The organism is Streptomyces olivaceoviridis, from assembly GCF_014650115.1.
GTDB classification, from domain to species: Bacteria; Actinomycetota; Actinomycetes; order Streptomycetales; family Streptomycetaceae; genus Streptomyces; species Streptomyces olivaceoviridis.
Window position 1 is genome coordinate 368,074 of record NZ_BMUI01000003.1, and the last position, 12,931, is coordinate 381,004.

Annotated in this window: 9 protein-coding genes; 1 reads left to right on the forward strand and 8 read right to left on the reverse strand. The window is 73.4% G+C overall.

Going from position 1 to position 12,931, the window contains the following annotated elements:
• Positions 1–110: 110 nt before the first annotated feature.
• From IE273_RS08150 to IE273_RS08175, 7 genes are all read right to left on the reverse strand, one after another.
• Positions 111–1,823: an NAD-dependent malic enzyme gene (locus tag IE273_RS08150; protein ID WP_189814455.1), complete on the reverse strand. Its 1,713-nt coding sequence runs from the start codon at positions 1,821–1,823 to the stop codon at positions 111–113.
• Positions 1,824–1,935: 112 nt separating this feature from the next.
• Positions 1,936–2,892: an EamA family transporter gene (locus tag IE273_RS08155; RefSeq protein WP_189814456.1), complete on the reverse strand. Its 957-nt coding sequence runs from the start codon at positions 2,890–2,892 to the stop codon at positions 1,936–1,938.
• Positions 2,893–3,003: 111 nt separating this feature from the next.
• Positions 3,004–5,094, reverse strand: a complete 2,091-nt coding sequence (locus IE273_RS08160; protein ID WP_189814457.1) for an ABC transporter ATP-binding protein — start codon at positions 5,092–5,094, stop codon at positions 3,004–3,006.
• An 86-nt stretch (positions 5,095–5,180) separates the two neighbouring features.
• Positions 5,181–5,312 (reverse strand): hypothetical protein, encoded by a 132-nt coding sequence (locus IE273_RS44640; protein ID WP_268257497.1) that lies wholly within the window; start codon positions 5,310–5,312, stop codon positions 5,181–5,183.
• 168 nt (positions 5,313–5,480) lie between these two features.
• Positions 5,481–6,599, reverse strand: a complete 1,119-nt coding sequence (locus IE273_RS08165; protein WP_189814458.1) for a lipid II:glycine glycyltransferase FemX — start codon at positions 6,597–6,599, stop codon at positions 5,481–5,483.
• Between the two features lie 160 nt (positions 6,600–6,759).
• On the reverse strand, positions 6,760–7,533 hold the full coding sequence (locus tag IE273_RS08170; RefSeq protein ID WP_189814459.1) for a metallophosphoesterase family protein: 774 nt from the start codon (positions 7,531–7,533) through the stop codon (positions 6,760–6,762).
• On the reverse strand, positions 7,530–10,532 hold the full coding sequence (locus IE273_RS08175; RefSeq protein WP_229887128.1) for an FAD-binding and (Fe-S)-binding domain-containing protein: 3,003 nt from the start codon (positions 10,530–10,532) through the stop codon (positions 7,530–7,532). The genes IE273_RS08170 and IE273_RS08175 overlap by 4 nt, the downstream gene beginning before the upstream one ends.
• 156 nt (positions 10,533–10,688) lie before the next feature.
• On the opposite strand from IE273_RS08175, the gene serC reads away from it, so the two are divergent.
• The gene (gene serC, locus IE273_RS08180) at positions 10,689–11,807 is read left to right on the forward strand and encodes a phosphoserine transaminase (RefSeq protein WP_189814460.1); all 1,119 of its coding nucleotides are present in this window, start codon (positions 10,689–10,691) and stop codon (positions 11,805–11,807) included.
• 82 nt (positions 11,808–11,889) lie between these two features.
• Here the strand turns inward: serC and IE273_RS08185 are convergent, their stop codons facing one another.
• Complete coding sequence (locus tag IE273_RS08185; RefSeq protein ID WP_189814461.1) at positions 11,890–12,867, reverse strand: TolB-like translocation protein; 978 nt, start codon at positions 12,865–12,867, stop codon at positions 11,890–11,892.
• Positions 12,868–12,931 lie beyond the last annotated feature (64 nt).

Consider the following 12,931-nt stretch of genomic DNA (forward strand, 5'->3'; position numbering starts at 1 on the left):
GGCGGAAGAAACAATCAAGCGTGCTTGCATGAATTGACGAGCCGCCAGGGCACGGTGCCCGCGGGAGGGCGGTCCGGGCGGATCGGCTGTCGCTCCGCCCGGACCGGAGGTCACACCGCTTCCACCGGCGGGTACACCGGCTCCCACCGGGCCGCCCGTACCGCCGCCTCGACGTCGTCCAGCTCGGCCCGGGCGACGCCCTCCTCCACCGCCGTGCGGGCCACGGCCACGGCGACCGCCTCCGAGGTGGCGCGCAGGTCGCGGATCGGCGGCAGGACCGGCGCGTCGGCGCGGGCGACCTCCGTGTCACCGGTCCGGCGGGCCACCGCGTCGGCCGCCGCGCGGAGCATGCGGTCGGTGATGCGGGAGGCGCGGGCGACGATCACACCGAGGCCGAGGCCGGGGAAGACCAGCGCGTTGTTGGCCTGGCCGATCTCGTACGTCGTACCGTCCCGCTCGACCGGGGCGAAGGGGCTGCCGGTGGCCACCAGGGCCTTGCCGCCGGTCCAGTCGAGCAGGTCGGCGGGGGTGGCCTCGGCGAGGTCGGTCGGGTTGGACATGGGCAGGATGATCGGGCGCTCGGTGTGCCGGGCCATCTCGCGGACGAGTTCCTCCGTGAAGGAGCCGCCCTGGCCGGAGGTGCCGATCAGGATGGTCGGGCGGACCCGGCGGACCACCTCGTCCAGCGGGATGCCGGGCAGGTTCTCGTCCCGGCGCCAGCCGTCGACCTCGTCGGCGGGGCGGGCGTACGGCTTCTGGACATCCCGGAGCTGGTCGCCCTGGTCGGTGGTGAGCAGGCCGTACCGGTCCACGCACCAGAAGCGGGCGGTGGCCTGCTCGGCGGACAGGCCCTCGGCGATCAGGGCGTCGCGCAACTGGTCGGCGACGCCGATGCCGGCGGTACCGGCGCCGAAGACGACGATCCGGTGCTCGGGCAGGGGCGTGCCGGTGGCGCGGACGCCGGACAGGACGGCGGCGAGGTTGACGGCGCCGGTGCCCTGGATGTCGTCGTTGAAGGTGCAGACCTGGTCGCGGTAGCGGTCGAGGACGCGGCGGGCGTTGGCGGTGCCGAAGTCCTCCCAGTGCAGCAGGGCGTGCGGGAAGAGCCGGGTCGCGGTGGTGACGTAGGCGTCGATGAAGGCGTCGTAGGTGTCGCGGTCGGCACGCGGGTGGCGGTTGCCGAGGTAGAGGGGGTTGTCGAGGAGTTCCTGGCGGTTGGTGCCGACGTCGAGCATGACGGGCAGGGTGCGGCGCGGGTCGATGCCGGCGGCGGCCGTGTAGACGGCGAGCTTGCCGACGGCGATGTCGATCCCGCCGACGCCCCAGTCGCCGATGCCGAGGATGCCCTCGCCGTCGGTGGCCACGATCAGGTCGACGTCGTCGGCGCCGAGGCCGTGCGCGCGCAGGGAGCGTTCGATGTCGCCGGGGGCGTCCACGGAGAGGTAGACCCCGCGCGGGCGTCGGTACTCCGTGCTGTAGCGGCGGATCGCCGTGCCCACCGTGGGGGTGTAGACGATGGGCAGCATCTCTTCGAGGTGGTCGCCGACGAGCCGGTAGAACAGCACCTCGTTGCGGTCGTGCAGCGCGGTCAGATTGACGCTCCTGGCCAGGTCGCCCGGCTGGTCCCGGAACTGGCCGTAGGCACGTTCGGCCTGCTCGTCCTGGGTGAGCACGCGGGGCGGGACCAGCCCGACGAGGTCGAGGGCGCGGCGCTCCTCCTCGGTGAAGGCGGTGCCGCGGTTGATCCGGGGGTCGGCGAGGACGGCCCGCCCCCGGGCGGTGACCCTCAACGGGCTGGTGTCGGTGTCACGAGCGTCGGTCACGAGATCCGCCTTCCGTCCTTCTTCGCCCCTTCAGGCCCCACACAGGAGTGTGCGGGAGAGGGGCGGAACGCGCAGGGTGAGCGGGTCCCGTGGACCGGGCGGCCGTCGGGCGTCAGGCCTCAGGCGCCCGCAGGCCGGGCTTCGTCCGGGACGTCTGGGTGCGTACCGCGCCGATCGTCGCCGCGATGACCAGGGTGATCGCGGCGGCCTCGGCGGGGGTGAGGGACTGGCCGAGGATCAGGAAGCCCGCCGTGGCCGCGATGGCCGGTTCCAGGCTCATGAGGATGGCGAAGGTGGGGGCCGGCAGCCGGCGCAGGGCCAGCAGTTCGAGGGTGTAGGGCAGGACCGAGGAGAGCAGGGCCACCGCCGAGCCGAGGGCGACGGTGGTGGGGTTCAGGAGCCGGGTGCCGGCCTCAACGATGCCCAGGGGGAGGAAGAGGAGGGCCGCGACCGCCATGGCCAGCGCCAGCCCGTCCGCCTGCGGGAAGCGGCGGCCCGTACGGGCGCTGAAGACTATGTAGGACGCCCACATGGCGCCCGCACCCAGGGCGAAGCCGACACCTGTGGGGTCCAGATTGCCGAAGCCTCCGCCGCCGAGCAGGAAGACGCCGGCGAGGGCCAGGCCGGCCCAGAGGGCGTTGATCGCGCGGCGGGAGGCCACGACGGACAGGGCCAGGGGCCCGAGGACTTCGAGGGTGACCGCCGGGCCCAGCGGGATACGGGCGACCGCTTCGTAGAACAGGCCGTTCATCGCGCCCATGGTGATGCCGAAGACGATCACCGTGCCCCAGTCGGCCCGGGAGTGCCCGCGCAGCCGGGGCCGGCAGACCAGCAGGAGGACGACGGCCGCCGCGAGCAGGCGCAGGGTGACGACGCCCAGGGCGCCGGCCCTCGGCATCAGCGTCACCGCCAGCGCGCCGCCGAACTGGACCGAGATGCCACCGGCCAGCACCAGCCCGACGGGCCCTAGTGAGCCGAGTGAGCGGAACGGGCCGCGCGGGGCGGAGGGACGCCTGCCGTCGCCGGAGGCGGCCGGGGTCGGCGTGGAGGTGCTGAGTGGGGCGGTCACGAGCGGTCCTGGGCTTGATCGGATTCGTGCATCTCGATGGACTACCAGGTCCAGGGTAATGGACTCCGACAGGTGCGTGAACCCTTGACGGGACTGTCCCGGATGCTGGGATCAGCCGCCCGGCCACGCCTCCTGGTCTCGGAACAGCGGACGGCCGTCCGGCAGGGCCGAGGGCACGTGTCCCGCGCCCCCGTACGACGGGACGTGCGCCGGGGCCGCCGGGGCGTGGGCCGCCGGGGCGTATGCCACCGGGGTGTGGGCCGCCGGGGTGTATGCCACCGGGGGCGTCCGGGCGTATGCCTCATGTCCGTACGCGTACCCGTTCCCGTACCCCTGCCCGTACCCCGGCCCGGACTCGTACGAGTACACCGGCGCCGGTGTCCGCGGCTCCTCCCACAGCGGCATGCGCAGCTCTCCCGTGTCCGGCACCGCGTTGTTCTGCGAACGGTGCAGCCGGGCGTAGGCACCGCCCCGGGCGAGGAGTTCGTCGTGGCGGCCGGCCTCCACGATGCGGCCCCGGTCCACGACGAGGATGCGGTCGGCGTCGGGAGCGAGGTTCAGGTCGTGCGTGATCATGATCGTCGTCCGGCCGGCCATCAGGCGGCGCAGGGGTTCGACGACGCGGCGGGCGGCCAACGCGTCCAGGCCGGTGGTCGGTTCGTCCAGGACCAGGACGGGCGCGTCGCGCAGGATGGCGCGGGCGATGGCCAGGCGCTGGAGCTGGCCGCCGGAGAGCCGGGCCGAGTGGGGGTCGACCCGGGTGTCGTAGCCGTCGGGCAGCCGCAGGATGAAGTCGTGGGCGTCGGCCGCCTTCGCCGCCTCCTCGATCGCCTGGTCACTGGCGCCGGGCCGGCCGCAGGCGATGTTGGCGCGCACCGTGTCGTGCAGCACCAGGGTCTCCTGCGGGAGCAGGGTGACGTACTCGCGCAGCCGGGCCAGCGGGAAGTCCCGCAGGGGGACGCCGTCCAGGAGGACGTCTCCTCGGTCCGGGTCGTAGAAGCGCAGCAGCAGCTTGGACACCGTGGACTTGCCCGCGCCGCTCGGGCCGGTGACGATCACCAGCTCACCGGGGCTGACGGAGAAGGAGAGGTCTTCCAGGGCGGTCGTCTCCGCGCCGGGGTAGCGGAAGGAGACGTCCCGCACCTCGACCGTGCCGTCGGGGCGGCCCGCCTCCGCGCGGTGCCGGGGGTCCGTGACCGAGGGGCGCACGTCCAGGATCTCGATGAGGCGTTCGGCGCCGGCGGTGGCCGCGGTGACCGTGAGGCCGAGCTGGGCGAGGCCGCGGACGGGCGGATAGAGGTAGCCGAGGAAGGCGGCGAAGGCCAGGAGTTGGCCGAGGGTCATCCGGCCGGTGGAGATGTCCCAGGCGCCGATGCCGATCACGGCGAGCACGCAGACCGTCTCGATGACCTGGACCAGCTGCTCGTAGGCCTCGTTCAGACGGGTGGAGCGGACGGAGGCGCGGAACCAGGCGTTCGCCTCCGCGCGCAGCCGGCGGCGCTCGGCGTCCCGGCGGTCGTACGCCTGGGTGAGCACGATGTTGCCGAGGGACTCCTCCACCACGGAGGTGATCGCCCCGTCGGCGACCCGGCCCGCGCGGGAGACGTCCTTGATGGAGCCGGAGAAGCGGCGGGCGGCCAGCCAGAACAGGGGGGCGAGGACGAAGGTGGCGGCGGCCAGGTCCCAGCGCAGCCAGAACGCGGCCACGGAGTAGAAGAGGGCGGAGAAGGCCGCCGAGGCGGCGCCGACCAGGCCGGACACGACCATGGTCTCGATCGCCTCGACATCGCTGGTCAGCCGGGAGAGCAGATCGCCCTGGCGGTGCCGCTGGAAGAAGTGCGGGGGCAGTTGCTGGACGTGGTCGAAGACGTGCTCGCGCAGCCGCATCACGAAGCGCTCGGTGGCCCACGCGGCCAGTGAGTTGCCCGCGTACGCGACGAGCGCGCCGGCCACCGCGATCCCCAGCCACTTCACGGCCGGGCTCCAGAACGCGGCGAGCGAGCCTTGCTCCAGCGCGTGGTCGGTGAGATCACCGAACAGCAGGATGGCCTCCGTCTCCGCGAGCGCGACGAGCACGGTGCACAGCCAGACGACCAGCAGCCATTTCCTGAGCCCCTTCGTCAGCGGCCAGAAACGACGGAACGCGGTACGGGCGGGAATCGCGGGTGTTTCGTACTCGAATTCTTCACCCTCGCCAGCCATCAGAAATCCTTTCTGAATCACCTTCCCAGAGGAAGAGGAAAAGGGGCCGACGGTGCACCGTCGGCCCCTTCCGGCTTAGCGCCCGATCACTGGTCCCGGCCGGCCACCGGCTTGGGCAGCGGCTTGTGCGCATGCTTCTTGGGCTTCGGCTTCGGCGCCGGAGGGAGCTGCTTCGTCTTGGACTTGGGGGGCAGCGGGGCAAGCTTCTTGAAGCTCATTTCCGTCTCCTGATGTCGCACTGTTCTTGTGGTGCTGAATTCCGCGTCCGGAACCCGACACCGAAGAAGTTACACGCTTCTCCAGCCACCGAACGGCAAAAATGGCAAAGGGGCGCTGTGAATCCCCTGGGAAAAGCTGGGAGTTCGGCGAAGAACCTGTAAGCGACCTCAGCGGCGGGCCATATAGATGTCGAACGCCTTGTGCAGCAGCCGGTTCAGCGGGAAGTCCCACTCCCCCACGTACTCGACGGCCTCACCGCCCGCGCCCACCTTGAAGCGAAGCAGGCCGAGCAGATGGTCGGACTCCTCCAGGGTGTCGGCGATGCCCCGGAAGTCGTAGACGTCCGCGCCGAGTTCATGGGCGTCGCACATCATCCGCCACTGCATGGCGTTGTTGGGCTGCACCTCGCGCTTGCGGCTGGTGGAGGCGCCGTAGGAGTACCAGACGTGCCGGCCGACGATCAGCATGGTGGCCGCGGCGAGGACATCCCCGTCGTGGTGGGCGAGGTAGAGCCGCATCCGGTCGGGGTCCTCCGCGGTGAGCGCGGCCCACATGCGCTGGAAGTACGGCAGGGGGCGCGGGATGAAGCGGTCCCGCTCGGCGGTCTCGGTGTAGAGGCCGTAGAAGGCCGGCAGGTCCTCCGGGCCGCCCCGGACGATCTTCACACCCGCCTTCTCGGCCTTCTTGATGTTGCGCCGCCACTGCTGGTTGAGCCCGCGGTGGACGTCCTCCAGGGAGCGGTCCCCGAGCGGTACCTGGCACACGTACCGGGGCTGCCCGGCGGCGAACCCCTCCTCCCCGCCGGACCCGGTCTGCCGCCAGCCCATGCGGCGCAGCCGCTCGGCGAGGTCGAGCCCCGGCCCGCAGGACGTCGCCGGTACGTCGCTCAGCCGGTGCGCGCCGGGGTCGGCGATCGCGGCCTTGACCGCCTCCGGGCTCCACCGCCGGGCCACCACGGGCGGGCCCATCTTCACCGAGAAGGCGCCGCGGCCCTTGAGGTGGGCCAGCATCGGCTCCAGCCAGCGCTCCAGGCCGGGCGCGCCCCAGTCGATGACGGGGCCCTCGGGGAGGTAGGCCAGATACCGCTTCACCTTGGGCAACGGCCGCAGCAGCACCAGCCCGGCCCCCACGAGCCGGCCGTCCGCCTCGAACCATCCCAGGCTCTCGGCCCGCCAGTCGGGTTTCACGTCCCCCCACGACGGCACCTGCATATGGCTGACCGAGGGCCGCTCCGCCACGAAGGCGAGGTGCTCGGCACGGGTGAGGGGGCGGAGGGTGAGCGACATGGGCGGGGCTCCTTCGGCGACGGGGCCGGTCCCTGTGGCGAGGCCGGTGCTACGACGGTGAGGACGCCGGCGTCCGTGACGGTGCCGCTGTGTCGATGACGGTGCCGCTGTGTCGGTGACGGTACCGCCGGCGTCCGTGGAGATCGCGGGTGTCCTCACCCTACGAAGCGTCCCGCCCGTCCTTCGGCCCCCACGCCTCCAGCACCTCCGTGTCCGTCGCCCGGGCGTACAGGAAGTAGTCGGCCCACGCGGCGATGTCCGGGTAGGCGCACTCCCGGGTCAGCCGGGCCACCGCCGCCGGAATGTCGTACGGCGTCACGCGCAGGTCGGTGCCGGGGCCGAGGAGGCACCAGTGGGCGCCGGGGCGGCCGTAGGGCATGCCGACGCTGCCCGGGTTGACCACCAGACGGCCGTGGGCCAGGCGGACGTAGGGCATGTGGGTGTGGCCGCAGACGACCGTGCCGATGCCGGGCGGCAGGCCGGTGAAGACCTCCGTCCAGCGGGCCGGGCGCGAGTCGACCAGAACCAGTTCCTCGTCGTCGCGCGGGGTGGCGTGGCAGAAGAGGACCGGGCCGAGACCGCGCACGCGCACGGTGCGGGTGCGCGGCAGGGCGGCCAGGAAGTCGACCTGGTCCGGGCGCAGCGCCCGGGCGGCGTACGGGCCGATGGGGTCCGGGATCTCCGCGCGCTCGCCCCGCCGGTACTCCACCAGTTCCCGGTCCGCGTTGCCGCCGATCCACAGCACCCGGTCGCCCTGCTCGCGCAGCAGGTCCAGCACCTCGGCCGGCTGGGGGCCCGCGGTGATGTCCCCGGTGAGGACGATCCGGTCGGCGGCGGCCACCTCGGGCTCCGCCAGGACCGCCTCCAGGGCGGGCAGCACGCCGTGGACGTCGGAGAGGACCGCCAGGCGGGTGTACTCGTCGTCCTCGCTCACCCGGCACCCCCCGCCGGGGACTCCAGCGCGTCCGCCAGCACCTCCGCCAGGTGCCGGCCCCGCACTCCGGCGAGCTGCTCCAGCTGGGTGCGGCAGGAGAAGCCGTCCGCCAGGACCACCGTGTCCGGCGGGGCCTGCCGTACCGAGGGCAGGAGCTGTTCCTCCGCGCAGGCCCGGGAGACCTCGAAGTGGCCCTTCTCGAAGCCGAAGTTGCCCGCCAGGCCGCAGCAGCCCCCGCTCAGGTCGCCGGTGAGGCCGGCGGCGGCGCGCAGCCGGCGGTCGGCGGTGTCGCCGAGCACCGCGTGCTGGTGGCAGTGGGTCTGGCCGGCGACCGGGCGGCCGACGGCGGGCGGGGTCCAGTGCGGGGCGTGCCGTTCCAGGGTCTCGGCGAAGGTGCGGACGGCGGCGGACAGCCGGGCGGCGCGCGGGTCGTCGGGCAGCAGCTCCGGGAGGTCGGTGCGCAGAGCGGCGGCGCAGCTCGGTTCCAGGACGACGACGGGGACCCCGGCCCGCAGCACCGGCTCCATCAGGTCCAGCGTGCGGCGCAGGACCGTGCGGGCGCGGTCCAGCTGGCCGGTGGAGACGTAGGTCAGTCCGCAGCAGACCCGGGCGCGGCGGGCCGCGAGCAGCGCGGTCGCCGCCCTGGTCCTGCCGTCGGCGATCGCTCCCCGGCGCAGCAGCAGTGTCGGCGGCAGGGCCACACGCAGCCCGGCAGCCTCCAGCACCCGCACGGCGGCCCGGCCGACGGACGGCGCCAGGTACTCGGTGAAGGTGTCCGGCCAGAGAACGACCAGGTTCCCGACGCCCGGCGCGGGCAGGCCCCCCACGCCCCCAGCCGACATGCCCCCGGCAGGGCCCCGGCTGCGCCACCACCCCGTGAACGTCCGTGTCGCCAGTCGGGGGATCCGCCGTTCCGGGGTGATCCCGGCCAGCCGTTTGCCGAGGCCGGCCAACGGACCTACCCGGGTCAGGGCGTTGACCAGCGGAGCCATCCGTGTGCGGGCGGTCCAGCGGAGCCATTCCGGGAGCCGGCCCATGGTGTGGTGGGCGGCGGGGCGGCGGCGGCCGGCGTAGTGGTGGTGCAGGAACTCCGCCTTGTAGGTGGCCATGTCGACGCCGACCGGGCAGTCCGAGCGGCAGCCCTTGCAGGACAGGCACAGGTCGAGGGCGTCCCGGACCTCCGGGGACCGCCAGCCGTCGGTGATCAGCTCGCCCGCGAGCATCTCGTGCAGCAGCCGGGCCCGGCCGCGGGTGGAGTGCTCCTCCTCGCCGGTGGCCCGGAAGGAGGGACACATCACGGCGGGGCCGGCCGCCGCCGTCGTACGGCACTTGGCGACGCCGACGCAGCGACGGACGGCCGCGGCGAAGTCGCCCCCGTCCGCCGGGTAGCCGAAGGCGACGTCGACCGGCCGGCTCGGCAGGACGGAGAAGCGGAGGTTCGCGTCCAGCGGGGCCGGGCGGACCAGCATGCCGGGGTTGAGCAGGTCGTCGGGGTCCCAGACCGCCTTGGCCCGCTCGAACAGCCGGACCGTCTCCTCGCCGTACATGCGGGGCAGCAGTTCGGCGCGGGCCTGCCCGTCGCCGTGCTCCCCGGAGAGGGAGCCGCCGTGGGCCACCACCAGGTCGGCCAGTTCCTCGGAGAAGCGGCGGAAGCGGCCGACACCGGCCTCGGTGAGCAGGTCGAAGTCGACGCGGACGTGGATGCAGCCGTCGCCGAAGTGGCCGTACGGCGTGCCCCGCAGGCCGTGGGCGGCGAGCAGGGCGCGGAAGTCGCGCAGGTAGCCGCCGAGCCGGGCCGGTGGCACCGCGCAGTCCTCCCAGCCGGGCCAGGCCTCCGTGCCGTCCGGCATCCGGGTGGCCGTGCCGGACGCGTCCTCGCGGATGCGCCACAAGGTCCGCTGGTCCGCCGGGTCGGTGACGACCAGCGCGGACACGACGTCGGCGGCGCGCACGATCTCCTCCGCCCGCGCGCGTGCCTCCGCCGCCGTCTGCCCGCCGGTCTCCACGAACAGCCAGGCGCCTCCCGCCGGCAGCCCCGCTCCGGCCGGCACCAGGTCGGCGGCCATGCCCTCCACCGTGAGCGGACGCAGCGGCAGCAGGCCCGCGGCGGCCTCGGCGGCGGCGCTCTCGTCGGTGTACGCCAGCACGGCCAGGGCACGCGCGCGTGGAGCCTCGACCAGGCCGACCACGGCCTCGGTGAGGATGCCCAGGGTGCCCTCCGAGCCGCAGAAGGAGCGGGCGACGTCCGCGCCCTTCTCCGGCAGCAGCGCGTCCAGCGCGTACCCGGAGATGCGGCGGGGCAGGTCCGGGAAACCCGTGCGCAGCCGGGCCAGTTCGCCCTCGGCCAGCTCCCGCAGCCCCTCCGGGGCACCCGCCCAGCCCGGCCCGAGCCGCAGCCGCTGCCCGCGCGCGGTGAGCACGGACAGCTCCCGCACGCTGTCCGCGGTCGTGCCCCAGGCGACCGAGTGGGAACCGCAGGAGTTGTTGCCGATCATCCCGCCGAGCGTGCACCTGCTGTGCGTGGACGGGTCGGGGCCGAACCGCAGCCCGTGCGGTGCGGCGGCCTCCTGGAGCCGGTCGAGCACGAGCCCCGGCTGCACGACGGCCGTGCGGCTGCCCGGGTCCAGCTCCAGCAGGCCGGTCATGTGCCGGGTGAAGTCCAGCACCACGCCGGCGCCGGTCGCCTGCCCGGCGATCGACGTCCCCCCGCCCCGCGCCACCACGGGCACCCCGCGCGCCCGGCACACCTCCAGCACGGCGGCCACGTCGTCCGTGTCCCTGGGGGCCACGACCCCGAGGGGCACCCGCCGGTAGTTGGACGCGTCCATGGTGACCAGCGCGCGGGCGGTGGCGTCGAAGGCGACCTCGCCGCGCACGGCCCCGCGCAGCGCGCCGGCCAGCTCGGCGACGCCGGCGCCGTCGGCCCCGGCACCCCGCGCGCCCCCGGCCCCGGCCCCGGCTCCCTGGGCCGCCCCCGCACCACCCGTTCGATCCGTCATGCGTCCAGGATGCATCCGCTCACGCACAGTCACCCCACGTTTTCCACAGGCCCGCGCGTATCGTCGTACAACCCCACAAGCCCACGTCCCGGTGATCTCGTCTCATCGAACGGACATGTCTCCACCTCGCTCTGCGCCACGGGCTAACCTCGTCCCGTGGCCGACATCCAGATTCCCGCAGACATCAAGCCCGCCGACGGACGCTTCGGCGCCGGCCCCTCCAAGGTGCGCACCGAGGCGCTGGACGCCCTCGCCGCCACCGGCACCTCCCTGCTGGGTACCTCCCACCGGCAGGCGCCGGTGAAGAACCTGGTCGGCAAGGTCCGCGAGGGCATCTCCGAGCTGTTCTCCCTCCCCGAGGGCTACGAGGTCGTCCTCGGCAACGGCGGCTCCACCGCCTTCTGGGACATCGCCACGCACGGGCTGATCGAGAACAAGTCGCAGCACCTGAACTTCGGCGAGTTCTCCTCGAAGTTCGCCAAGGCCGCGGGGCTCGCGCCCTGGCTGGCCGAGCCCACCGTCATCGCCTCCGACCCCGGCACCCACCCGGAGCCGCGGGCCGAGGCGGGCGTCGACGTCTACGCCTTCACCCACAACGAGACGTCCACCGGTGTCGCCATGCCGATCAAGCGCGTGGCCGGCGCCGACGAGGGCGCGCTCGTCCTCGTGGACGCCACCTCCGGCGCGGGCGGCCTCCCGGTCGACGTCGCCGAGACCGACGTCTACTACTTCGCCCCGCAGAAGTCCTTCGCCTCCGACGGCGGCCTGTGGATCGGCGTCTTCTCCCCGGCCGCGATCGAGCGCGCCGAGCGGATCCACGCCTCCGGCCGGCACGTCCCGGAGTTCTTCTCGCTCCCGACGGCGATCGACAACTCCCGCAAGAACCAGACGTACAACACCCCGGCCCTCGCCACCCTCTTCCTGCTCAACGAGCAGTTGGAGTGGCTCAACGGCCAGGGCGGCCTCGCCTGGTCCACGGCCCGTACGAAGGACTCCTCGACCCGGCTGTACTCCTGGGCGGAGGAGGCCAAGTACGCCACCCCGTTCGTCTCGGACCCGGCCAAGCGCTCGCAGGTCATCGGCACGATCGACTTCTCCGACGAGATCGACGCCGCCGCCGTCGCCAAGGTGCTGCGCGCGAACGGCATCGTGGACACCGAGCCGTACCGCAAGCTCGGCCGCAACCAGCTGCGCATCGCGATGTTCCCGGCGGTCGACCCGGCGGACGTCGAGGCGCTGACGAAGTGCGTCGACTACGTGATCGAGAAGCTCTGACCGTCCCCGGACACGGTTGGCCCAAGGGGCGCCCGGCACCACCGGGCGCCCCTTCGTCGCCGCCGGGCGGATCGCGCCCCGTTCAGCCGCGCCGCAGCCGCCGCAGGCCGAACAGGGCCGCCACACCGACCACGACGATCACGGCACCGACCTTGATGCTCCCCCCGCCGCCCCCGTCCGCCGACGTGCCGGAACCGCCCTTCGAGGACGACCCGGCGTCGGGCCGGCCGGGCGCGTCGACGGCCTGTACGGCGCTGTTCGCGCCTTCGCTGCCGTACATCAGCTTGGTGCCGTCGGCGGAGTACGACACGGACTCCCCCTGCCCCTGCAACGGGACGTCCAGGCGCCCCTCGCGCTTGATGCGGCCACCGTTCCAGAGGTAGTGGATGCCGCCGAAGTAGCCGCGCACGGCGAGGTCCCGGCCGTCCGGGGAGAACGCGGCGTCGGTGGCCCACAGGTCGACGGCGGCGATGGGCTTGAAGACGTTCGCGCCCGAGGTGGACAGGGCGGCCGGGCCCTCGTACAGGTGCCCGCCGTCCTCCTTCTTGTCGATGATGTAGACGCGCCCGGTCTTCGGGTGGACGAGCAGCGACTCGGCGTCGCGCGGCCCGTCGGAGTACTTCACGACGTACTGCGTGGCCGTGACCGTCTGGTCCGTCAGGTCCTTCGGCTCGGGCAGCCGGTAGATCCACACGTAGGGCCACTTGCCGCCGAAGTTGTCGCCGATGTCACCGACGTAGATCTCGTTGTGCGGCCCGATGGAGATGGCCTCGACGTCACGCGGGGAACCGATGCCGCGCAGGGTGATCCGGGCGACGGTCTTCCCGGTCGCGCTGTCCACGGCGTAGAGGTACGGCCCGTCGTCGCTGTCGTTGTGCGTCCAGTAGACGCCGGGGTGCAGCCGGGAGGCGGCGAGCCCGCTGGACTCGGTGATCCGCGGGTCCTTGAGGGTGAACCCCTGGTCACCCGCTCCATCGGCGGTTCCCCCGGCGGCGGAGGCGGGCAGCGCGCAGGCACCGGCGAGCAGCACCCCGGCGAGGACGGCGAACGATCGACGCATGCCCCAAGCCTGCCATTCCCGCCGGGGGTTCAGGGCACGTGTCCGCCACGGACCGGGGGACGTG